Source organism: Krasilnikovia sp. MM14-A1259 (assembly GCF_047159535.1).
Classification (GTDB): Bacteria; Actinomycetota; Actinomycetes; order Mycobacteriales; family Micromonosporaceae; genus Actinoplanes.
Genome location: NZ_BAAGAJ010000002.1, coordinates 793,510 through 814,796 on the forward strand (window position 1 = coordinate 793,510; position 21,287 = coordinate 814,796).

A 21,287-nucleotide genomic window follows, 5' to 3' on the forward strand; every position below is an offset into this window, starting at 1 on the left:
TTGGCGGCGGCGTCGAGCCGGTCGTGGGTCAGCGTCCGGTCACCGGCGTCCACCGGCCGGGTGGGTGCCGTGCCCGAGGGCGTTGCCGGCCGCTGCAGGTCCACAGCGGACCCGAGCAACCCGGATCAGGCGGACGGGCTGGGTGCCGCCGAGGGGCGCAGCACCTTGCAGGCCTCCAGCGCCTTGGCGACGGCCGGGTCGGCGGTGTTCGCGTTGCCGCCCAGGGTCACCCCATGCTGCCGCAGGCAGTTCCGGTACGCCCCGGCCGCCCCGTTGCCGCCGCCCGGGCGTCCGCTCGGGCGCAGCGTTGCGCAGGCCGCCTGGGCCTTCTGCCACGTCGCGTCGTCGACCCCGGCGGGCTTCTCCAGGAATCCGCCGCCTCGGCGAGGCCCGCCGCTGCGGTCCGGGCGCGGCATCCCGGACGGGTACCCGGTGCCCTGCGGACGGCCGGACGCTCCGGGACGCGGGCCGAACGACGGCAGGGTGAGCGGCACACCGTTCTGCTTCATGCAGTCGACATACGCCGTGAACTGCTGGCCGCGGCCCTGACCGCCGGGGGTCGCGCCGGCGGCGGTCGTGTCGCCGCCGCCGCTGCATCCCGCGGCGAGCATGACGGTCACGGATGTCAGGAGCAGGGTCGCCGTGGTTCGCGCACTGGGCATGTCTGCTTCGTCTCCTTCGCCCGGCAGTGTCGGCCCCACCCAAGCCCGGCTATCTGCAGGCAACGTCGGACGATGCTCGGAGTTCGCTCGGAATGCCGCGGTTCCGAGGCAACTCCGAGGTGGAACCGAGCCGGCGGCGAGGACCGGCCGTGACACTTCCCGACCATGGGTGAAGTACGGGCCGGCCTGCGGCGCCGCCGCTGGTGGGTGGTCGGCGCGGTCGCCGGGGCGGCGCTGCTCGGGGCCGGCGCGGTGCATGCCCTGGGCGCGAGCGCCGACGAGAAACCGGCGGCGGCCGCGACCGTCGCGGTGGACCGCGGCGCGGTCAGCACCGAGGTGGCCACGCAGGGCACGGTGCAGCCGAGCGAGACCCGCAGCCTGTCCTTCGCCACCGACGGCACGGTCACGAGCGTGCCGGTCCGGCCGGGCAGCACGGTCACGGCCGGGCAGGTCCTGGCGAAACTCGACGCCGCGGACGCCACCGCGGCGGTCGACGCGGCCCGGACGGCGTTGCAGGACGCGCGTACGCAGCTCGACCAGGCCCGGACGGACGCGGCACGGTCCAGCGCGGCCCCGGCCCCGGCGGGTTGCGTGGTGCCCGCGGTGTATCACGAGCCGTCCGTGGAGCCGCCGAGCCCGGCACCGGCCGTGACTCCGGGGGCCGCCACCCCCGGGGCCACCTCGCCGTCGCCCTCGGCCACGCCCGGGCCGCCGTCGCCCACGACATCCGGGCCGAGCGGCCCGCCGACGTCCCACCCGGCGGGCGGCGCGACGGCACCGCGTACTCCGAGCGCCCGGCGTGGGCAGCCCTCCGCACAAAGCCCGGCGTCCGGCCGCGGCTCCACCGCGGGCGGCTGCGGGTCCGCGACGACGGGCGGTGGCACCAGCCGTGGCACCACCACGGGCGGCGGCAACCCCGCCGGCGGGCAGCGCGGTGGCGGGGGCGGGCAGACCGGCGGGGCGGACCCCATCCTCAGCGCCGAGCAGCGGGTGAACGCGGCGATCACCACCCTGGCCAACGCCGAGGACGCGTTGGCCGGCACCACCATCACCGCGCCGATCGCGGGCCGGATCCTCACCGTGACCGGCTCCGTCGGCAGCAACGTCGCCTCCGGCTCGACGTTCATCACCCTGGCCGACGTGTACGACATGCAGGTCACCGCGGCGTTCCCGGAGGCCGACGCGAGCCGGGTGACGGTCCGGCAACCGGCCGTGATCACGCTGGCCGACCGTCCCGGTACGACGTTCAAGGCCACGGTCGTGCAGGTAGACCCGACCGGGACCAGCGACGGGACCATGGTCCGCTACCGCGTGCTGCTCGCGTTCGACACGGCGCCCGGGAACCTGCTGGTCGGCCAGAGCGCCGGGGTGACCGTGACCACCGGCGCCGAACGGGACGTGCTGCGCGTGCCGAGCACCGCCGTACACGACGTGGCCGGATCGAACGGGACCGTTCTGCGCGGCGGCGTCCGGACCACGGTCGGGATCGGGCTGCGCGGTGACCGGTTCACCCAGATCACCTCGGGACTTTCGGCGGGGGAGGTGGTCGTCCGGTCGTGGTGACCTGCGGCGACGTTCGGGCCGAGATCGTCCGGCCCAGCTCCCGCATGCGTGATTCATAGGGAATTCCAAGGTGGCGTTGATATTCCTGGCGGGTGCTTACGGCATCCCGTTCCGGCGTCGCGCTCACCGAGGCCCGGGCACCGCTCGCGCGGGTCCTGGTCGTCGACGACGAACCGAACATCTCCGCCCTGCTCAGCGCGACCCTGCGCCTGGTCGAGTTCGACGTGCGCGTCGCCGACTCCGGCCATGGCGCGCTGGCCGCGGTCGAGGACTTCGACCCCGACCTGGTCGTACTCGATGTGATGCTGCCGGATCTCGACGGCCTGGCCGTCGCCCGGCGGCTGCGCGCCACGGGCCGGCAGGTGCCGGTCCTGTTCCTGACCGCCCGCGACGGGGTCGAGGACCGGATCTCCGGGCTCAGTGCCGGCGCGGACGACTACGTGACCAAGCCGTTCAGCCTGGAAGAGGTGGTGTTGCGGATCCGGGCGATTCTGCGGCGCACCCAGTCTGAGCCGGATCCGTCGCCGGACACCGGAGTGCTGCGTTACGCCGACCTGGAGCTGGACGACGACGCCCACGAGGTCCGCCGCGGCGGTCGGCTCATCGATCTGTCGCCCACCGAGTTCAACCTGCTCCGTTACCTGATGATCAACGCGGGCCGGGTGGTCAGCAAGGCACAGATCCTGGATCGGGTGTGGCGCTACGACTTCGGCGGCGACGGGCGCATCGTCGAGTCGTACGTGTACTACCTCCGCCGCAAGATCGACAAGGTGGGGGCGCCGCTGATCCACACGGTGCGCGGCGTCGGCTACGCGCTGCGCCTGCCCCGCGGCGACGACTGAGCGGCGGGACCGGCGATGACGCCAGGGCAGAGCGACGCGGCGGCGCAGAGCGACGCTGCAGTGCAGAGCGACGCGGCGGCGCAGAGCGACGCTGCAGTGCAGAGCGACGCGGCGGGGCAGAGCCACTCGGAGAGGCGGAGCCACTCGGAGGGGCGGACCGACGCGGCGGGGCAGAGCGAGCCGGCGGGGCGGGCAGCCGCGCCCGCGGGCGGGCTGCGCCGATGGGGTCAGTGGACGCTGCGGTCGCGGCTGGTCCTGGTCGTGGTCGCACTGACGGCGGTCGCGCTCGTCGTGGCCAACGTGGCCGGGCTCGTGCTGATCCGCAGCTACCTGCGCAACCGCATCGACAACCAGTTGCGCGCCATGACCCGCCCGGTCGCCGCGAGCCGGTCGGACTTCGCGCCCCGCCCCGACTTCGCGCCCCGCCCCGACTTCGCGCCCCGCCCCGATTTCGTGGTCCGCAACCGGCGCCTGCGCCTCGGCCCCGATCAGGTCCTGTACGTCTACCGGCCGGACACCACGCTGGACCTGTCGCGCAGCTCGGCCGCGGAACCGGCGCGGCCGGCCGCCGAGTCGGGACCCCAGGCCGCCGCCCGCGCCACCCGGCCCCGGCCGTACACGGTCGAGGCCGCGGACGGCAGCACCGACTGGCGGATGATCGCCGTGGCCGAGCCGCAGACCGGCGCCGTGGTCGTCGTAGGCCTGTCCCTGTCGGAAATGGACCAGACCACCGACCGCCTGCTGCTCATCGACGCCGCCGTCACCGCACTGGTGCTGGGGCTGCTCGCCGCGGGGGCCGCGTTCGTGGTCCGGCTCGGGCTGCGGCCGCTGACCGACATGCAGCGGCGGGCAGCGGACATCTCGGCCGGCAACCTCTCCGGCCGGGTGGCCGACACCGACCCGCACACCGAGCCCGGCCGCCTGGGGCTCGCGCTCAACGCGATGCTGGCCCGCATCGAGGTCGAAGTCGACGCGCGTACGGCCTCCGAGCAGCGGCTGCGGCAGTTCGTCGCGGACGCGTCGCACGAGCTGCGGACCCCGCTCACCTCGATCCGAGGCTTCGCGGAGCTGTACCGCCGCGGCGGCGCCCCGCCCGGCCCGCTGCTCGACGAGACGATGAGCCGGATCGAGGGCGAGGCCGGGCGGATGGGGGTCCTGGTCGAGGACCTGCTGATGCTGGCCCGGCTGGACGAGCGGCGCCCACCGGTACGGCGTCCGGTCGACCTGCTGGAGATCGCGGCGGACACGATCCGCGACGCGCACGCCCGCGTCCCCGACCGGCCGGTACGCCTCGCCGGTCTGCGCGACGACACCGACACGTTCGAGCCGGCCACCGTGCTGGGCGACGAGCACGGGCTGCGCCAGGTCGCCACGAACCTGGTCGCCAACGCGTTGCAGCACACGCCGCCGCGTACCCGGGTCACGGTCCGGGTGGGGCGGCTGCCCGCCGGGCCGCCGCGCGCCGCGCGCGTACGGTCCGGCCCCGCCCCGGCGGCCGACGGCGCTGCGCTGGCCGTGCTGGAGGTGACCGACGACGGGCCGGGGGTGTCCCCGGCGCACGCCCCGCGGATCTTCGAACGGCTGTACCGCGCCGACTCCAGCCGCACCCGTGGCAAGGGCGGCGGTTCCGGTCTGGGCCTGTCCATCGTCGCGGCGATCGTCCACGGGCACGGCGGCTGGGTGGAGCTGGACGCCGCGCGCGGTGGCGGCGCGACGTTCCGGGTGCTGCTGCCCACGGCCGGCGACCCCGAATAGGGCGGGTTCCGAGCCGGCTCCGAGGTTGCGTCGAAGCTCCTCCCAGGCCGGGCGCGCACAGTGGCCGGCATGCCAGCGCGCCTCAACCTGCGACGGCCGACGGTGGCGGTCAACGCCGCCCTCGCCGCCGCGCTCGTCGCCGGGGGCGGCTGGGCGTACCAGATCCTCGCCGGGTCGGCGGCCGCCCAGGGTGCCGCGGCCGCGGTCCGGACGGTGCCGGTGTCGCAGGGCACCGTCACCAAGACCGTGACCGCCGACGGGACGGTGCAGAGCGCCCGGACCGCCACGGCCGACTTCGTCACCGGCGGCCGGGTCACCGCGATCAGTGTTCACGTCGGTCAGCTCGTCAAGAAGGGTCAGGTGCTGGCCAAGGTCGACCCGGCGGCGGCGCAGCGCAGCCTCGACGCCGCCGACGCCGACCGCAGCGCCGCCGACGCCGCGCTCAGCCGCGCCAAGGCCGCCGGCACGGACACGTCTGCCGCCGCGAGCGCCGTGGCGCAGGCGCAGGTCGCCGTCGAGCAGGCGCAGGCCGCCGTCGACGGCTGCGTGCTCACCGCCCCGATGTCGGGCACGGTCACCGCGATCAACGGCACGCTGGGCGGCTCGTCGTCGGGCACGGGCTCGGCGGGCTCGGGTACCGGGGGTTCGGGCACCGGAGCGTCCGGAACCGGCTCGGCGGCGAGGTCCGGCGGCTCCGGCAGCGGGCAGAACTCGACCGCCTCGGCGTCGTCGTCCGGCTTCATCGCGCTCGCCGACCTCACGAGCTTGCAAGTCTCGGCCGGCTTCGCCGAGGCGGACGCGACGAAACTGAAGGAGAAGCAGGCGGCGACGGTCACCTGGAACGCGCTGGCCGGGACCCGGGCGCCCGCCACCCTCAGCGCGATCGACCCGTCCGCCACCACCTCCAACAACGTCGTCACGTACGGGGTGACGCTGCACCTGGGTACGGTCCCGTCCGGCGCCAGGGTCGGCCAGACCGTCACGGTCTCCGTCACCACCGGCACGGTCGCCGACGCGGTGTACGCCAACTCCGCGGCGATCACCACGGTCGGCAACCGGCACACGGTCACGGTGCTGGCCGACGGCCAACGGCGGCTCCAGCCGGTGGAGACCGGCCTGGTCGGGGACACCACCACCCAGATCACCTCCGGCGTGCAGGTCGGCCAGCAGCTCGTGCTGCCCGCCACCGCGACCGGCACGAACACCGGCAACGGCTTCCCGGGCGGCGGCTTCGGCGGCCCGTTCGGCGGACCGGGCGGCGGCGGCCTGCGTACCGGCACCCGCGGCATCGGGCGCGGCCAGTGAGCGCCCCCGTCCTCGACGTCCGGGGGATCACCAAGGTCTACGGCGACGGCGAGACGACCGTGCACGCGCTGCGCGGCATCTCGCTGACCGTGCAACGCGGCGACTACCTGTCGATCATGGGCTCGTCGGGTTCCGGGAAGTCGACACTGATGAACATCCTCGGCTGTCTCGACGTGCCGAGCTCCGGGGCGTACCTGCTGGACGGTGTCGACGTGAGCCGGCTCGCGGACCGCCAGCTCGCCCTGGCCCGCAACCGGCTCATCGGCTTCGTCTTCCAGGCGTTCAACCTGATTCCCCGCACCTCGGCGGTGGCCAACGTGGAGCTGCCGCTGGCGTACGCAGGGGTGCGCCCGAAGCAGCGCCGCCGCCGCGCCCTGGCCGCGCTGGAGACCGTCGGTCTCGCCGAGCGGGCGTGGCACGAACCGAACCAGCTCTCCGGCGGCCAGCAGCAGCGCGTGGCGGTGGCCCGCGCTCTGGTCACCGAGCCCGCCCTGCTTTTGGCCGACGAACCCACCGGAAACCTCGACAGCCACTCCACCGCCGACATGCTGGACATCTTCGACCGGCTCAGCGCGGCCGGGCGCACGATCGTGCTGATCACCCACGAGCCGGAGGTGGGCGACCGGGCCAAGCGGCTGATCCGCCTGGTCGACGGCCAGATCGTCGAGGACGTCCGGCAGGCCCCGATCGGCGTCGCGGCATGAGCGTGTACGAGGTCGTCCGCTTCGCGTTGCGCGGGCTGGCCGCCAACAAGTTGCGGTCGGCGCTGACCATGCTCGGCATCCTGATCGGGGTGGCCGCGGTGATCCTGCTGGTCGCGGTCGGCAACGGCTCGGCGAAGGCGATCAGCGACCGGATCTCGGCGCTGGGCACCAACACGGTCACCGTGCTCAGCGCGAACCGGGGCGGCCCGAGCGACACGGCCCTGACCCTGCCGATCGCGAACGCCCTGGCCGACCCGGTGCTCGCACCCGACGTACGGTCGGTGTCGCCGGTGGTCACTGCCTCGGCGACGCTTACGTACGAGGGGGCCGACCACCAGGTCGGCTCGTTCGTGGGCACGACCCCGGGCTGGTTCGCCGCGTCGAGCACCGCGGTCGCCCAGGGTGCGGCGTTCACCGCCGACGACGCCGCCCAGGGGCGGCGGGTGGTGCTGATCGGGCAGACCGTGGCTCAGGAACTCTTCCCGGGCGTCGACCCGATCAACCAGCAGGTCACCGTGGGCGGCGCGCTGTTCACGGTGGTGGGGGTGCTGGCGCAGAAGTCCGCCACCGGCTTCCAGGACGCCAACGACACCGCGGTGGCGCCGCTGACCGCCGTCCGCCAGGTCCTCAGCGGGTACGGCCCGCTCACCTCGATCCTGGTGGAGGCGAACGCACCGGACAAGGTGGACGCCGTGCAGTCGGAGGTCGCGACGATCCTCGACCAGCGGATGAACGTCACGCCGGCCGCGGGTGCAGCGGCGGGCCGCAACGCCACCGCAGCGCCGTACCGGATCCAGAACGCGTCCCAGCTGCTGCAGACGCAGACCGAGACCGCCGCGACGTTCACCGCGCTGCTCGGTGCGGTCGCCGCGATCAGCCTGCTGGTCGGCGGGATCGGCATCACCAACATCATGCTGGTGACGGTGACCGAACGCACGCGCGAGATCGGTATCCGCAAGGCGCTCGGGGCACCGCGCCGGGTGATCCTCGGCCAGTTCCTGATCGAGGCGACCCTGCTCAGCGTGATCGGTGGCGTTCTGGGCGTGGCGGCCGCGCTGATCGGCAGCAGCTTCACGATCGCGGGGATCCACCCGGTGGTGGTGCCCAGTTCCGCCGGGCTCGCCCTTGGGGTGTCGGTCGCCATCGGCCTGTTCTTCGGGGGGCTGCCCGCGGCCCGCGCCGCCCGCCTTCGACCCATCGACGCCCTGCGCTACGAGTGAGGACCCCGTGGTGAGACCCATCGACACTGTTGCGGCGCCCGAGCCGTCCGCCGAGACCGAGGACCGCCGCGCGGACGACCTCGCCAGCGAGCTGGCCCGGGTCGCGCCCAGGCCGTGGTGGAACAGGGGCACGGTGGCGCTGGCCGCGGCCGCGCTGCTGCTGGGCGGCTTCATCGGCGGCCTGCAGGTCCAGAAGCAGTGGGGTACGAGCGGCGCCACCGCGGGTCGCGGTGGCTTCGGCACCGGGCAGGGCCGCGGGTCCGGCACCGGGCAGAACCGCGGATTCGGCAACGGCCCGGAGGGCCCGGCGGCGGGCCAGTTCGGTGGCGGCGCGCCCGCCGGTGGTGCGCCCGCCGGCGGGACGGGCACCGCGGCCGCGCCCGTCACGACCGGCACGGTCAAACTGGTCGACGGGTCGACGATCTACGTGCAGACCGCGGGCGGCGACGTCCTGACGGTCCAGACGGACGCGCACACCTCGATCTCCACCGCCACGAAGTCCACGGTGAAGAACATCAAGGCGGGCCAGTCGGTGACCGTCCAGGGCCCGGCAGGCGCCGACGGCACGGTCGCCGCGACCGCGGTCACCGCCGGGCCGCGTTGACCGGCTGATCCGCCGCGGGCAATTTCCGAATGGGCAGCGTCCGCACTCCCGCAGTACGCGGATTGCCTGTTCGACTCTGCGAATACGGTCCGGCACTGTGGGCTATCGCGATGGTGTGATGCGCGACAATATTCGCGCCGGTCATCTCCATCACGACCACCCCAAACAGCGCGGTCGACCTGCCTGTTTAGACCGACGTCGCGCGTTCGCCGGGAATTCGTGGGAGCGAGCCCATGATTCCTCGCGGTGGTGCCGCGTGCTACGTTCTCTCCGGCGATTTCCCCGCCCTGGTACACATTCGGCCGGCGCCGCTGCCGTCGCTGTCCACACAGTCATCTCCGATTCCTCGTGACCGTGTCTGTGTCAATTCGCTTCGTGGTTCCCTGCTGTTCGACCCAGCGCCGGGTCGGGTCAACTCCGTTGAGAGAGCGGTTTCATGTCGGCACCGAACCGGCTTCCACACCCGTCCGACGCCGGTGCGCCCGTTCCCGGCGTACGCAAGATCTGCCTGACCGTGCCCACGCACCGCGAGTGCGCCGCCACCATCGCGGCCGTGGCCGCGGAAGCCTCCTACGGCGCCGCGTATTTCGGCGTCGAGGTCGTGCTGCTGATCCTCGACTCCACCGAGGACGCGACGTTCGCGCGGCACGCCGCGGCGGTGAACGCCATCCCGGCGACTCCGAATGTTTCCGTGCTGCACCTTGACGAAGAGGCGCAACGACGATTCCTGCGGCGGGTGATCGCGCACGCCGGAATGTCCCGGCCGGAACTGATCTGCGACCTGATGCTGCCGGATCGCGTCTCGTACGGCGCCTGCACCAACCGGGCGTTCCTCATCGCGGCCGCACTCGGCTGCGAGTCGGTGCACCGCCGCGATTCCGACATCGAATTCCAGGAGCACGCGGGCGTCCCCGTCCACCCGATTCACCACGAACTGCGCTGGCTGGGCCGGCGCGCCGCCGACGTGGCTTCCCAGGTGTCCGAAAGCGACATCGACCAGGCGCTCGCCGATCGGCCCGTGGTGACGGTCGGCGCCTCCTACATCGGTGAGATGTCCGTGGACATCGACGACATCCGGCGGCGGGATCCGCAGGCCTACCACGACATCGTCAGCCAGTGGGCCGCCGAGGGCAGCACCGCGGAACAGAAGCGCGACCTCGTCGCGGAATCGTTCACCGGAGCGGGCAACGAGCCGTTCACCGGCGACCACACCGTCCTCGGCCTGGTCGACCCGATGCGGGTCGACATGGGCAACATCAGCTACCACCGGGTGTACGAGGAGATCCCGCTGCCCCCGATGGCCGAGACCATCGGCAGCGACTACTTCCTCATCCACCTGGTGCCCGACAGCCGGATGCCGGGCGTGCTGCACAACCGGCACGTCGTCAACCGGCACACGCCCGAGCGTAAGACCGACGCCGCGTTCCACCCGTACCATCTGCGGCTGGCGAAGTTCTTCCTGTCGATGCTTTACCTGCACGTCATCTACCAGCGCCTGGGGGAGGCGGGGGAGCGCCTGCTCGACGACGGCCACCGGGTCCGGCCCGACCGGGTCGCCGCCATCGTCCGCGACAGCACGCTGCTCGACCGGGCCCCCAACGTCCGCCGCCTGGACGAGCTCGACCGCGCGTACCGCAGGCTGGGCGGGCGCTACGCGGTGTTCGCCGACCATCTCGCGGCGCGCCGCGACGAGCTGCTCGCCGAGGCCGCCGACGACATGGCGCAGTTCGCGCTGTTGATCGACGCGTGGGCGCCGCTCGTGCGCGCCGCCAAGGCGATCGGACTCGACGCCGCATGACGGCGGCGGGGGAGACCGGGATGCCGGCGAGCCCGGTGTTGCGGGCCGCGCTGACGGCCGCCACCACGGACCAGATCATCTACGACCTGTCCGGGATCGACGAGAGTCACGCCCGGCTGCGCAACGACCTGCCGGGGGTGGCCGTTCGCTTCGCGATCAAGGCGTGCCCGGTCGACGACGTGCTCGCCACACTGGCCCGCGGCGGGGCCGGGTTCGACGCCGCGAGCCCGAACGAGATCGCCCAGGCACTACGCACCGGCGTGCCCGCACGCCTGATCCACTACGGCAACACGGTGAAGTCCGACATGGACATCGCCGCGGCGCACCGGCTGGGGATCCGCGACTTCGCCACCGACAGCACGGCCGACGTCCGCGCGGTCGCCGCGTACGCGCCCGGCTCCCGGGTGTTCTGCCGCCTCGCGACCACCGGGGCCGGGGCGCTGTGGGGACTGACCGGCAAGATGGGCTGCTCCGTGCCCGACGCGGTGACCGTCCTGGAGACCGCCCGCGCGTGCGGACTCACCCCGTCCGGCCTCTCCCTGCATGTGGGATCACAGCAGATGAGCCCGGCCGCGTGGCGGGCCGCGTTCGCCGATCTCGCCGAGGCACAGACCCTGCTGCAGCGGCGCGGCATCCACCTCGGCCACGTCAACCTCGGCGGCGGGCTGCCCGCCCTGGGCTACCGGGACCGGCGCGGCAGGCCCCTGCGCGCACCACTGGACCGCATCCTCGCCGAGATCCGCGACGGGGTCGGCCGGCTGCGCCAGGAGGCCGGGGGAGTGCTCGGCGTCGTCCTCGAACCGGGACGGCACCTCGTCGCCGACCACGGCGCCATCCGCGCACACGTCGTCCGGCTCACCGCCCGCCGGCCGCGCGACCACGGCCGCGCCGCCCACTGGCTCTACCTGAGCTGCGGCAAGTTCAACGGACTGTACGAGATGGACCAGATCCAGTACCCGCTGGCGTTTCCGGCGCACCCGGCCGGCCCCACCGTGCCCGCCGTGATCGCCGGGCCGACCTGTGACAGCGACGACGCGTACGCCGCGAGCCACCCCATGCCGGTGCCCGCCGCGCTGACCTCCGGCGATCCGGTGTGGATCCTGGCGGCCGGCGCGTACGCGGTCAGCTACCTGACCCGCGGGTTCAACGGCTTCGACCCGTTGCCCCACCGGTCCGTGCGCGACGGGTTGCCGGCCGAGGCGGCATGCCGGTGACCCCGGCCCTGCGGCCCGTGACGGACGACGACTGGCCCGGCATCGTGGCGCTGGAGTTCGAGGCGTACGCCGCCACCGGCCTGTCCGAGGACCCGGCCGTACTGGCGACCCGGGCCGACCCGGGCACGTCGTACGTGCTCGCCACCGCGGACGGGATCGTCGGCCATCTGCTGGCGCTGCGGTATCCCCGGTTCCGCTGGCCGGACCTGACTCGCGCGGCGACGGCCGTCCACGGCTGCGCCAACCTGCACCTGCACGACCTCGTCGTCGCCCGTACGCATCGCCATCAGGGGCTGGGTGGGCGGCTGGTGCGTCACCTGCTGCGGCAGGCGCGGCGGCGGGCATGCGCGACCGTGTCGCTGGTAGCGGTGGAAGGCAGCGCCGGCTTCTGGTCGGCGCACGGGTTCCACCCGCACCCCGGGATCGCGGTGCCGGCCGGCTACGGGCCGGGAGCCGGCTACCTGTCCCGGACGCTGTGAGCACGGAGAGGCAGACCCGCATGCCCGCGGTACCCGAGTCGTTCCGCCGGTCGCAGCTCGCGATCGCCGCGCTGTTCTTCTTCCTCGGATTTCAATACAGCACGTGGGTGTCCCGGGTGCCCGCGCTGAAGGCACGGCTCGACCTCAGCGCGGCCGAGCTGGGGATGCTGCTGCTCGCCCCCGGGATCGGCGCGGCGGTGGCGTTCCCGCTGGTGGCCCGGCTGATGAAACGGCTCGGCTCTCGCCGGCTGGCCGGGCTGTCGGCGCTCGTCCTGCTCGTCGTGCTGGCGGGCCTGGCCGTCGCGCCGAGCTACCCGGCGGCGCTGCTGGTGCTGTTCGTCGACGGCCTCGCGATCGCCTGCCTCAACGTCGCCATGAACGCGCAGGGCGCCGCCCTGGAAGCACGGTTCCGGCGCAACACCATGGCGAAGCTGCACGCGATGTTCAGCGCCGGCATCTTCACCGCCGCGTTGCTGGCCTCCGGCATCACCGCGATCAGTGGGGCGCTTCCGGTGCATTTCGCCGTCGCCGGAACCATCCTGCTGGTGCTGCTCGGCCTGTCGTGGACCGCGACGCTGACCGAGGACGCCGGGTCGCCCGCACCCACACGTACGCGGGAACGGCGTCGCTGGCGCCGGCCCGCGCAGGTCGCCGTGCTGCTCAGCCTGGCCATGGTGTTCGCCGAGATCGTGGAGGGGGCGATGAACGACTGGTCCGCGCTCTACCTGCAGGACGTGGCGCACGCCGCCGCCGGGCTGACCCCGCTGGGCATCGCCGTCGTCTCGGCCACGATGGTGCTGGCCCGGATCTTCGCCGACGGGTGGCGGGCCCGGTGGGGCGACAACCGGGTGGTGGTCGCGGGTGCCCTGCTGGCCGCGGGCGGCCTGGCCGGTGCGCTGCTGCTCGGCGGCGTGGTGCCGGCCCTGACCGGGTTCGCCTTCGTCGGCCTGGGCATGGCCGCGGTCACCCCGTGCATCTACGTGGCGGCTGCCCGGCTCGGGCCCGGCAGCCTTGCCCTGGTCGCGTCGATGGGCACCGCCGGTCTGCTGATCGGCCCGCCGCTCATCGGTTTCGTGGTGAACGCGTCGAGCCTGAGCTGGGGCATGGGGGTGGTCGTGCTCGCTGCGCTGCTGGTCGCGGCGTGCGTCGGCCGGGCGCGGTGGCCCGTGCCCGAGGACGGCCGCGCGACCCCGCCGGACAGGTCGGCGCCGACGCACGCCTGATCCCCGATTCGCTTCACCCGCCGCGCGGTGGGGGTCAGTCGTCGGATTCCGGGCAGCGGGCCCACGCCGAGATGGTCACCTGGGGGATGTCGATGAAGGCCGGGTCGGCGAGCATCTCGAAGAACTGCGCGAGTTCCGCGTCGGTGATCAGGCCGTCGGCCACGAGCGACGGGCCGGCCTGCTTGATGAGCGGCGCCCACCGGTCCTTGCCGAGACACCCCATGCGGGCCAGGTTGCCCCGGTAGTCCACATCGGTGAGACCGTTGCGGGCGAGCAGGGACGGGACGCTGCGGGCCCAGGTCAGGTCCGCGCCATGCGCGGCGTACCTGCGTTCGTACGCCGCCATGAGCCGCCGCACGAGCGGGAACGGCGACGTGTCGGCCGCGAGCTGGAACGGCTCCTCGACCACCAGCCAGCCACCCGGTTTCAGCCAGGTCGCGGCACGCGCCAGCACCGCGTCCCGGGCCGGCAGGTGGCACAGCAGGTACCGGGCGTGGATCAGGTCGAACCGGCCCGGTGCGTAGCCGTCGTCGGTGACGTCCGCCTCCTGGACGTCGAGGTTCGCGTAGCGGGCCGGGTCGAGGTAGCGGGTGTCGATGTCCGCGGCCACGACCCGCCCGTCCCGGCAGCGCTCGGCCAGCCAGTACGCGATCGACCCGGCGCCCGCGCCGAGCTCCAGGCAGTGCCACGACGGGCCGACGCCGAGCGTGTCGAGGATGCCGGCGGTGACCGCGTCGACGCTGCCCTGGATCGACTCCAGGCGCTCGCGCTCGTGCGGGTTGTCCTTGCTCAGCATGCCGGTACGGTATCCGCCGCTCATGCGGTCTGCTCACTCCTTGCGGTGTCGTTCGGGGTGGCGTCCACGGCCCGGCCCGCCGGCGCTGCCGTGCGGGTCGCGATGGCGTGCGCGGGCGCCGCCGTGCGGGCGCGGCACAGGTCGCGCAGGAATGCGACCTCGCTGTCCAGATCGTGCCCGGCGTCGGCCGCGGAGTCGTCCTGGCCGCGTTGCGGGGCGACGCCGTTCGCCTTGTTGCGGGTGGCGACGTCGAGCCAGACCGCGACGACGGCCGGGCTGGTGGTGTGCCGCCGCGGCGACCGGCCGATCGCCGCGCTCGCCGCGGCCAGGTCCATCTCCTCGTCGTTCACGTAGTCGCGCAGCACCAGCATCGCATCGCGGATCTCGACGACCTGCCGGTAGAGGCGCAGGTGTGTGGTCCGCGGCCGGCCCAGCAACTGGCGTACCCGTCCGCGCGGCTCGTCCAGCACGACATGCGGCACGGCCGCCGCGAGGTCACGCCACAGTGGCCAGAGGCGCCACAGCGCGGCGCGGTTGCGGAGCTGCCGGCGCGCGTCGAGGAACAGCGGCAAGGCGACCCCGGCGGTCATCAGCCAGGCCGTGATACCGATGTTGAGCGGGAAGAACGCGCCCAGCCAGGCCGGGCGGGCCAGCAGGTACGCCAGCACGATCAACCAGAACACTGTGGACGACACGAAACCCGCCGCGAGCAGCAGGAGCCCGGTCCGCAGTGCCCGGTCGTTGCCGGCCCGGACGGCGTACCGGGCGCACAGGGCGGCGGAGGGAACCGTCGCGACCAGGTGCGCCACGATCAGGAGCCACCAGAACGGGCTGTACCACGGGACGACCTGCGCGGAGACGCAGCCCGCGTGCGGCGCGATCGTGGCGTTCAGGACGATCAGCGCCACGGAGACGGCGGTGCCCAGGCCGTACACGAGCAACGGCCGGCGCCGCGCGGTCGCCGCCAGCACGAAGTCGAGGATGAGCGCGGAGGCGAGGACGCCCCAGATGTTCATGAACAGGCCGCAGCTGTTCGCGAACACGAACGTGCGGTTGAGTGCGGCGCTGACCGGATCGAGGTACACCGTGATCGACCCGGCGAGGCCGGCCACCGCGAACAGCAGCATGCGTTGCTGGCGGGAGTGCCGGGCGGACGGGACGCGCAGGGCCAGCGCCAGCCAGAGGGCGAGCGCCCCGGTCAGTTCCACGCTCAGGCCGATGCGGTAAATGGCAGCGATATCCATCAGCTTCCTATTCGCGAATTCCGAGAGCACGCTCCAGCTCGCCGCGTACTCCGCTGGACGGTGGTCTGGCGCGGGTGCCGGCCGCGGTCCGGATCAGGCTGGCCACGAGCTCCGCTTCCTGCTCCTGCGCGCTGGTGTAGTTCGTCCGCGCGAGGAAGCGCCGGATGAGTGCGGGATCGAGGTCCGGCAGCAGGCGGGCGAACATGGTCGATGCGCCGCCGCCGGAGGCGCCGTGGTCGCACAGCAGGTGGCCGATCTCGTGCAGGATGATGTGTTCCCGGTGGAAGGTGGTCGTCCGTTCCTCGACGAAGATGTCGTCGCTCAGCTCGGTGGAGATCCACAGGCCGCACGCGTCGGCGGTGATCGCGCCGCGCAGCGTGTGAATCTTGATCGGCCGGCCCCTGCGCACCGCGAGGCCGTCGAGCAACGCATCGACGGAGAACGGCCTCGGCAGGCTGAGTGAGTCGACGACCGCCTGGCAGGTTTTCAGCATCTGCCGGGTCGGCATGGCCGCAGATCCTCTCCCCGCGCCGGCCTCACGCGCGTGCGGTTGCCGGCGGGATCCGGCGCGTCCTGGCTGCGGTCCATCAGGGCATCCTCAGGTCAGGTGGGGAAGTGCCTCGTCCACCATAAAGGACGGACGCCCGCGCGGAAGGGGCCCGCGGCATTTGTCATCGTTGATGTGTACCCCGGGGGTCGGCCGCCTCAGGACGGCTGGTCCAGGGTGCCCTGCAGGCGGCGCAGCAGGCCCGCCAGGGCGATGCGGTCGTCGTCGCCGAGGTCCGCCAGCACCCGCTGGGTGGCCTGCATGTCGGCCCGGACGCGCCGGATCGCCTCGTCGCCGGCCTCGGTGCGCTGGGCGTACTTGATCCGGCGGTCGGTGGGGTCGACCTCCCGGCGGACCAGGCCGCGGCTCTCCAGGCGGTCGATGATCCCGGTGACGTTGGAGGCGTCGCAGATGAGCTGTTCGGCCAGCCCGCGCATGGACAGCGGCTCCCGCAGCAGGATCAGCACCTTCGCCTGCGTCGAGGTGAGCCCGTGCTGGCCCGCCACGGCCGCGAAGTCCTGGAAGTAGGCCGTGGTGGCGAGCGCGAACAGGTCGATGAGCTGCCCCGCGGTCGGCACGGCGGCAGGTTCGGGACGCTCGGAGTGGGCCACGTCGCAAGACTAGCCGGAATGCTTGACCTCCTCAACTATCCCCGGCTACGGTCGGCCCGATTACTTGATCACATCAAGCTTCGACCTGCTCAAGCTTTTCCGCCGCACGTGCCCCGGTCTCCCAGGACCCGTCCGGCTCGATCGAAGGGCCCCCATACATGAACCGCCCCCATCCCGTGCACCGCAGGCACAGCGAGGCCGCGCTGATCCTCACGCTCGGCCTCGCCGCGATGATCGTGTCGATGATGCAGACCCTGGTCGTGCCGATCCTCGGGCTCATCCAGCAGGACCTGCACACCAGCAGCGCCGACGTGAGCTGGGTGACCACGGCGACGCTGCTGTCGGCCGCCGTCTTCACCCCGTTGCTCGGGCGTCTCGGTGACCAGCACGGCAAGAAGCCGACCCTGCTCGGCGTGCTCGTCCTGATGGTCGCCGGGTCGATCCTGGCCGCCACGACCCACTCCCTGACCTGGCTGATCGTCGCGCGGGTGCTGCAGGGAGCCGCCACGGCGATCTTCCCGCTGGCCCTGTCCGTGCTGCGGGAGCAGGTCCGCCCCGAACGGCTGCCCAGCGCGATGGCCCTGGTCAGCGGAACCCTCGCGTTCGGCAGCGGCCTCGCGCTGGTGGCCACGGGCCTGCTCACCCGGGGCCCGGACGCGGGTTACCACCAGGTCTTCTGGCTCGCCACCGGCCTGGCCGTGCTCGCGCTGTTCGCGGTCGCGGTGGTCGTCCCGCCCGCGGGCCACCGCACCGGCGGACGCATCGACGTGCTGGGCGCCCTGAGTCTGGCCGGGCTGCTCGTGCTCCTGCTGCTGCCGCTCTCCCAGGGCCACGAATGGGGCTGGACCAGCGCGCGTACGCTGGGCTGCTTCGCCGGCAGCGCCGTGCTGGCCCTGGTGTGGGTGCTCGTCGAACGCGCGGTCGCCGAGCCGCTGGTGGACCTGTCGATGTTCACCCACCGCCCCGTCCTGCTGACCAACGTGGCCGGGCTGTTCGTCGGGTTCGCCATGTTCACCCTGTTCGTCGGGGTGTCGTATCTGGTGCAGATGCCGTCGCGGCTCGCCGGGTACGGCTTCGACGCCTCGGTGCTGCGCGCCTCGGTCGAGTTCCTGCTGCCCGCCACCGTGCTGTCGCTGGTGGCGTCGCAGTTCGGCGGGATGCTCGTGCACCGCGTCGGAGCCCGTACCACGCTTGCGCTCAGCGCGGCCGTCGGTGCCGCCGGGTTCGGCTGGCTGACCGTGGCACACTCCGAGGCGGCCAGCGTGATCATTGCCGGTGCGCTGGTCGGCGCGGGCATCAGCTTCGGCTACGCGGCGATGCCTGCCCTGATCATGGCCAGCGTTCCGCACCACCAGTCCGGCATCGCCAACGGCATCAACTCCATCTCCCGCTCCGTGGGCAGTTCCATCGGCAGCGCAGCCGTCACCTCGCTGCTCGCCTCCAAGTCCGTCGCGCACCTGCCGGCCGGCGTACCGGCACTGCCCGCCGAGAGCCAGTTCACCATCAGCTTCGGCCTCGCGGGCATCGCGTTCGGGCTGGTCGTGGTCGTGGCGCTGCTCGGACTTCGCGGGCCGCACGCCCCACGGTCCACCGTGGAGGCGGTCGCGGAGCCCGAGCTGGTGACTGCCGGGCAGGCGAGCTGAACGCAGCCCCGTGGCTCACGTGGTGGAGCGGACCGCGGACTCGATCACCGCGACCAGCGGGGCCAGCACCGCCGCACCGAGTGCCAGCGCCAGCCGCAGCCGGCCCGGCGGGCACGACGGGCCCGACCACCCGGACCGCCACCGGCTCCGGCCCGTCGTCGCGGCGCGCACACGACCGGACGCCACCGGCGTGGGCGCGCGGCGGCGCGGATTCGGTACGTGCCGCAGATGCACCGTGGTCTGCACGTCCGCGAGGCGCCGCAGGCGCTTCTCGACCTCGTCGGGTGTCATCCGGGTGTGCGGATCGGGGCGCAGCAGCCCGGTGAGGACCGGCCGCAGCGGTCCGGCCCGCCGCATCGGGCCCGGCCGCCCGGCGAGCGGACCGCGCCGGACGGTGCACCGGTGCGACGGCTGGCGTCCCTCGGCCGCGGTGTACAGCGTGGCGCCCAGCGACCACAGGTCGGCCTCCGGGCTGGACATCGCACAGCCGGCGCATTCGTGCGGTCCGGCGCCGGCCGGCGCCGGACCGAAGCCGGTGAGCACGACCCGGCCGTCGTCGGTGAGCAGGACCGCACCCGGCGAGATGTCGCGGTGCGGCACCCCGGCCCGGTCGGCGGCGTCCAGGGCCGAGAGCACCGTGAGCCCGATGCCGGCGACCTGGCCGACCGGCAGGGCGCCGTTCTCCGCGACGACCTGCCGCAGCGGACGCGAACGGACGTACTCCTGCACGATCCACGGCCGCTCGTCGCCCGGCTGCACGTCGTAGATCTGGATGACGTTGGGGTGGCTGAACCGGGCCGCGGCGCGCGCCTCGCGCAGCGCCTGCAGCCGTACCTGCTCCGGGTGGCCGGGCGGCAGCGCCATCTCCCTGATCGCCACGTCACGGTCGAGCATCTCGTCGCGGGCGAGCCACAGCCGGCCGGTCCCGCGGGCGTGCAAATCTCGGACGATCCGGTAGCGCCCGTCGAGCAGTGCTTCCGGCTGCGGCATCGAGGTCCCCTTCCGGTTGCGCCGCCCCGGTCGGTGCCGGATGGACCGGACCGGCCGCGGCAGACGCGCGGTGGTGGATCTGGGCGAGGCTGGCGTCGGAAATTGCCTGTCGATCTCGGAAGGTAGTCGCCGCAACGGGCGGCCCACATCCACCATTTCGGTGATGCGGCCATCACTCAGGGTTCACTCAACGGGCGGGGGAGCGGCCCTTGAGGTGGCGGCCCATGGCCCGGGCGATCTCCTTCTCGGCGTCGCGCTTGGCGATGACCTGCCGTTTGTCGTACGACCGCAGGCCACGCGCCAGGGCCAGCTCGACCTTGGCCCAGCCGCCCGCGAAGTACAGCGACAGCGGGATCAGGGTGAGCCCGTTGCCGTCGTGCAGCTTCTGCCGGATGCGGTCGATCTCGACGCGGTGCAGCAGCAGTTTGCGGGTACGCCGCGGAGCATGGTTGGTCCAGGTGCCGAAGCCGTACTCGGCGATGTGCAGCTGGTAGAGCAGCAGCTCGCCCTCGTGCTCGCCCGCGAACGCGTCGGCCAGCGAGGCGTACCCGGCGCGCAGCGACTTCACCTCGGTGCCGGCCAGCACCAGCCCCGCCTCGTACGTCTTGAGCACCTCGTAGTCGTGCCGCGCGCGACGGTTGGACGCGATGACCGTGCGGCCGGTCTGCCTCGCCACGCCGGTCCCCCTATCGTCGGCCGAGCAGGGTCTTCTGCACCTTACCCATGGCGTTGCGGGGCAGTTCGGGGACGAACCGGATCTCGCGCGGCCGCTTGTGCGCCGACAGGGTACGCGCCACGAAGTCGATCAGGTCGGGCTCCCCGATCCCGTCGGCCACCACGTACGCGGTGATCTGCTCGCCCAGGTCGTCGTGCGGCGTGCCGATCACCGCGGCCTCCCGGACGGCCGGGTGTGCCAGCAGGGCGTCCTCCACCTCGCCCGCGCCGATCCGGTAGCCACCGCTCTTGATCAGGTCGGTGGAGCGGCGCCCGACGATGCGGTGCCAGCCGTCCGGCCCGATCGCGGCGATGTCGCCGGTGCGCATCCAGCCGTCGGCGGTGCGCGCCGCGGCGGTGGCGTCGGGACGGTTGAGGTAGCCGTCGAACAGCATCGGCCCGCGTACCCACAGCTCGCCGATCGACGCGCCGTCGTGCGGCAGTTCGCGCCCCTCGTCGTCGACCACCCGGGTCTGCACCCCGGCGACCGGCACCCCGACGTGGCCGGGGCGGCGTTCACCGTCGGCGCGGCTGCTCACGGTGATCAGGGTTTCGGTCATGCCGTACCGCTCGACGAGGCGATGCCCGGTCAGCGCGGCGAGCCGGTCGAAGACCGGCACGGGCAGCGCGGCGCTGCCGGACACGAGCAGCCGGGCGCGGGCCAGCGCGGACGCGGCGGCCGGCTCGGCTGACACCCGGGACCACACCGTGGGTACGCCGAAGTAGAGCGTGCCGCCCGCAGCCGCGTACGCGTCGGGGCGGGGCCGTCCGGTGTGGTGCAGCCGGCTGCCGACCCGCAGCGCGCCCAGCACCCCGAGGATGAGCCCGTGCACGTGGAACAGCGGCAACCCGTGCACGAGCACGTCGTCCGGGGTCCACGCCCACGCGTCGGCGAGCGCGTCCAGGTCGGCCGCGACCGCGGCGTGCGACAGCACGACGCCTTTCGGGGCGCCGGTGGTCCCGCTGGTGTACATGATCAGCGCCGGGTCCTCCGGTGTGACCGCGGCGGAGGCGGGCGTGCCGGTGCGCGACAGGCTCACCGGGATCACCGGCAGCGGTCCGGGCGGCGGCTCGGCGGCGCCGCGCAGCAGCAGCGTGGCCCCCGAGTCGGCGAGGATGTGGTCCGCCTCGGCCGGGCCAGAGTCCGGGGGAAGCGGGACCACGGCCGCACCGCCGAGCAGCGCACCGACCACCGCGACCACGGTCGGCAGCGACGCGGTGGCGTGCACCGCGACGGCTTTTGCGCCGCGGACGTCCGCGGCGACCGCCGCGGCGCAGGCCAGCAGCCGCTCGGCGGAGATCGCGTCCGGGCCGACCCGGATGGCGTCGGGGACGTCCAACTCGGGCCGCGACAGCCCCGCCAGCAGGTGCAT

20 protein-coding genes are annotated in these 21,287 nt (G+C 73.4%); 12 read left to right on the forward strand and 8 right to left on the reverse strand.

All coding sequences use genetic code 11. The features are described 5' to 3' along the window. Positions 1 to 125: 125 nt before the first annotated feature. A complete protein-coding gene (locus ACMCNK_RS03295; RefSeq protein WP_412734892.1) occupies positions 126 to 662 on the reverse strand; it encodes a hypothetical protein in 537 nt (178 codons plus the stop codon). A 165-nt stretch (positions 663 to 827) separates the two neighbouring features. On the opposite strand from ACMCNK_RS03295, the gene ACMCNK_RS03300 reads away from it, so the two are divergent. The 11 genes from ACMCNK_RS03300 to ACMCNK_RS03350 all read left to right on the forward strand — a co-directional run bounded on the left by ACMCNK_RS03300 (position 828) and on the right by ACMCNK_RS03350 (position 13,369). Beyond that, positions 828 to 2,225 (forward strand): efflux RND transporter periplasmic adaptor subunit, encoded by a 1,398-nt coding sequence (locus ACMCNK_RS03300; protein WP_412734893.1) that lies wholly within the window; start codon positions 828 to 830, stop codon positions 2,223 to 2,225. Between the two features lie 92 nt (positions 2,226 to 2,317). After that, entirely contained in the window at positions 2,318 to 3,067 is a 750-nt protein-coding gene (locus ACMCNK_RS03305) for a response regulator transcription factor (RefSeq protein ID WP_412734894.1), read from the forward strand. A gap of 15 nt (positions 3,068 to 3,082) precedes the next feature. Then, positions 3,083 to 4,822: a sensor histidine kinase gene (locus ACMCNK_RS03310; protein WP_412734895.1), complete on the forward strand. Its 1,740-nt coding sequence runs from the start codon at positions 3,083 to 3,085 to the stop codon at positions 4,820 to 4,822. Positions 4,823 to 4,891: 69 nt separating this feature from the next. Continuing rightward, positions 4,892 to 6,127, forward strand: a complete 1,236-nt coding sequence (locus ACMCNK_RS03315; protein WP_412734896.1) for an efflux RND transporter periplasmic adaptor subunit — start codon at positions 4,892 to 4,894, stop codon at positions 6,125 to 6,127. Beyond that, positions 6,124 to 6,831, forward strand: a complete 708-nt coding sequence (locus ACMCNK_RS03320; RefSeq protein WP_412734897.1) for an ABC transporter ATP-binding protein — start codon at positions 6,124 to 6,126, stop codon at positions 6,829 to 6,831. The genes ACMCNK_RS03315 and ACMCNK_RS03320 overlap by 4 nt, the downstream gene beginning before the upstream one ends. Continuing rightward, positions 6,828 to 8,051 (forward strand): ABC transporter permease, encoded by a 1,224-nt coding sequence (locus tag ACMCNK_RS03325; protein ID WP_412734898.1) that lies wholly within the window; start codon positions 6,828 to 6,830, stop codon positions 8,049 to 8,051. The genes ACMCNK_RS03320 and ACMCNK_RS03325 overlap by 4 nt, the downstream gene beginning before the upstream one ends. A 10-nt stretch (positions 8,052 to 8,061) precedes the next feature. Then, the gene (locus ACMCNK_RS03330; RefSeq protein ID WP_412734899.1) at positions 8,062 to 8,655 is read left to right on the forward strand and encodes a hypothetical protein; all 594 of its coding nucleotides are present in this window, start codon (positions 8,062 to 8,064) and stop codon (positions 8,653 to 8,655) included. 436 nt (positions 8,656 to 9,091) lie between these two features. Then, the gene (locus ACMCNK_RS03335; protein ID WP_412734900.1) at positions 9,092 to 10,453 is read left to right on the forward strand and encodes a DUF6271 family protein; all 1,362 of its coding nucleotides are present in this window, start codon (positions 9,092 to 9,094) and stop codon (positions 10,451 to 10,453) included. A 20-nt stretch (positions 10,454 to 10,473) separates the two neighbouring features. Then, positions 10,474 to 11,667, forward strand: a complete 1,194-nt coding sequence (locus ACMCNK_RS03340) for an ornithine decarboxylase (RefSeq protein ID WP_412734901.1) — start codon at positions 10,474 to 10,476, stop codon at positions 11,665 to 11,667. Further along, positions 11,658 to 12,146: a GNAT family N-acetyltransferase gene (locus tag ACMCNK_RS03345; protein ID WP_412734902.1), complete on the forward strand. Its 489-nt coding sequence runs from the start codon at positions 11,658 to 11,660 to the stop codon at positions 12,144 to 12,146. Before ACMCNK_RS03340 ends, ACMCNK_RS03345 begins: the two co-directional genes overlap by 10 nt. A gap of 20 nt (positions 12,147 to 12,166) precedes the next feature. Continuing rightward, the gene (locus tag ACMCNK_RS03350; RefSeq protein ID WP_412734903.1) at positions 12,167 to 13,369 is read left to right on the forward strand and encodes an MFS transporter; all 1,203 of its coding nucleotides are present in this window, start codon (positions 12,167 to 12,169) and stop codon (positions 13,367 to 13,369) included. A gap of 34 nt (positions 13,370 to 13,403) precedes the next feature. Here ACMCNK_RS03350 and ACMCNK_RS03355 read toward each other — a convergent pair whose 3' ends face one another. From ACMCNK_RS03355 to ACMCNK_RS03370, 4 genes are all read right to left on the reverse strand, one after another. Next, positions 13,404 to 14,189: a class I SAM-dependent methyltransferase gene (locus ACMCNK_RS03355; protein WP_412734904.1), complete on the reverse strand. Its 786-nt coding sequence runs from the start codon at positions 14,187 to 14,189 to the stop codon at positions 13,404 to 13,406. Beyond that, positions 14,186 to 15,409: an MAB_1171c family putative transporter gene (locus tag ACMCNK_RS03360; protein ID WP_412734905.1), complete on the reverse strand. Its 1,224-nt coding sequence runs from the start codon at positions 15,407 to 15,409 to the stop codon at positions 14,186 to 14,188. Before ACMCNK_RS03360 ends, ACMCNK_RS03355 begins: the two co-directional genes overlap by 4 nt. Before the next feature lie 7 nt (positions 15,410 to 15,416). Beyond that, the gene (locus tag ACMCNK_RS03365; RefSeq protein WP_412734906.1) at positions 15,417 to 15,917 is read right to left on the reverse strand and encodes a hypothetical protein; all 501 of its coding nucleotides are present in this window, start codon (positions 15,915 to 15,917) and stop codon (positions 15,417 to 15,419) included. A 197-nt stretch (positions 15,918 to 16,114) separates the two neighbouring features. Beyond that, the gene (locus ACMCNK_RS03370) at positions 16,115 to 16,567 is read right to left on the reverse strand and encodes a MarR family winged helix-turn-helix transcriptional regulator (protein ID WP_412734907.1); all 453 of its coding nucleotides are present in this window, start codon (positions 16,565 to 16,567) and stop codon (positions 16,115 to 16,117) included. A 158-nt stretch (positions 16,568 to 16,725) separates the two neighbouring features. On the opposite strand from ACMCNK_RS03370, the gene ACMCNK_RS03375 reads away from it, so the two are divergent. Beyond that, complete coding sequence (locus ACMCNK_RS03375) at positions 16,726 to 18,210, forward strand: MFS transporter (protein ID WP_412734908.1); 1,485 nt, start codon at positions 16,726 to 16,728, stop codon at positions 18,208 to 18,210. A 15-nt stretch (positions 18,211 to 18,225) separates the two neighbouring features. On the opposite strand, the gene ACMCNK_RS03380 is transcribed toward ACMCNK_RS03375, so the two are convergent. From ACMCNK_RS03380 to ACMCNK_RS03390, 3 genes are all read right to left on the reverse strand, one after another. Beyond that, a complete protein-coding gene (locus ACMCNK_RS03380; protein ID WP_412734909.1) occupies positions 18,226 to 19,200 on the reverse strand; it encodes a serine/threonine-protein kinase in 975 nt (324 codons plus the stop codon). A gap of 187 nt (positions 19,201 to 19,387) precedes the next feature. Further along, complete coding sequence (gene smpB / locus ACMCNK_RS03385; RefSeq protein ID WP_412734910.1) at positions 19,388 to 19,876, reverse strand: SsrA-binding protein SmpB; 489 nt, start codon at positions 19,874 to 19,876, stop codon at positions 19,388 to 19,390. A 10-nt stretch (positions 19,877 to 19,886) separates the two neighbouring features. After that, complete coding sequence (locus ACMCNK_RS03390; protein WP_412734911.1) at positions 19,887 to 21,287, reverse strand: AMP-binding protein; 1,401 nt, start codon at positions 21,285 to 21,287, stop codon at positions 19,887 to 19,889.

What these genes read in the sequence shown, in the direction of transcription:
- ACMCNK_RS03390 (WP_412734911.1), bottom strand. Translation starts at nt 21,287, where the DNA reads ATGCACCTGCTGGCGGGGCTGTCGCGGCCCGAGTTGGACGTCCCCGAC.
- ACMCNK_RS03315 (WP_412734896.1), top strand. Translation starts at nt 4,892, where the DNA reads ATGCCAGCGCGCCTCAACCTGCGACGGCCGACGGTGGCGGTCAACGCC.
- ACMCNK_RS03350 (WP_412734903.1), top strand. Translation starts at nt 12,167, where the DNA reads ATGCCCGCGGTACCCGAGTCGTTCCGCCGGTCGCAGCTCGCGATCGCC.
- ACMCNK_RS03325 (WP_412734898.1), top strand. Translation starts at nt 6,828, where the DNA reads ATGAGCGTGTACGAGGTCGTCCGCTTCGCGTTGCGCGGGCTGGCCGCC.
- ACMCNK_RS03335 (WP_412734900.1), top strand. Translation starts at nt 9,092, where the DNA reads ATGTCGGCACCGAACCGGCTTCCACACCCGTCCGACGCCGGTGCGCCC.
- ACMCNK_RS03340 (WP_412734901.1), top strand. Translation starts at nt 10,474, where the DNA reads ATGCCGGCGAGCCCGGTGTTGCGGGCCGCGCTGACGGCCGCCACCACG.
- ACMCNK_RS03295 (WP_412734892.1), bottom strand. Translation starts at nt 662, where the DNA reads ATGCCCAGTGCGCGAACCACGGCGACCCTGCTCCTGACATCCGTGACC.
- ACMCNK_RS03345 (WP_412734902.1), top strand. Translation starts at nt 11,658, where the DNA reads ATGCCGGTGACCCCGGCCCTGCGGCCCGTGACGGACGACGACTGGCCC.
- ACMCNK_RS03375 (WP_412734908.1), top strand. Translation starts at nt 16,726, where the DNA reads ATGAACCGCCCCCATCCCGTGCACCGCAGGCACAGCGAGGCCGCGCTG.
- ACMCNK_RS03355 (WP_412734904.1), bottom strand. Translation starts at nt 14,189, where the DNA reads ATGAGCGGCGGATACCGTACCGGCATGCTGAGCAAGGACAACCCGCAC.
- ACMCNK_RS03365 (WP_412734906.1), bottom strand. Translation starts at nt 15,917, where the DNA reads ATGCCGACCCGGCAGATGCTGAAAACCTGCCAGGCGGTCGTCGACTCA.
- ACMCNK_RS03360 (WP_412734905.1), bottom strand. Translation starts at nt 15,409, where the DNA reads ATGGATATCGCTGCCATTTACCGCATCGGCCTGAGCGTGGAACTGACC.
- ACMCNK_RS03300 (WP_412734893.1), top strand. Translation starts at nt 828, where the DNA reads ATGGGTGAAGTACGGGCCGGCCTGCGGCGCCGCCGCTGGTGGGTGGTC.
- ACMCNK_RS03380 (WP_412734909.1), bottom strand. Translation starts at nt 19,200, where the DNA reads ATGCCGCAGCCGGAAGCACTGCTCGACGGGCGCTACCGGATCGTCCGA.
- ACMCNK_RS03310 (WP_412734895.1), top strand. Translation starts at nt 3,083, where the DNA reads ATGACGCCAGGGCAGAGCGACGCGGCGGCGCAGAGCGACGCTGCAGTG.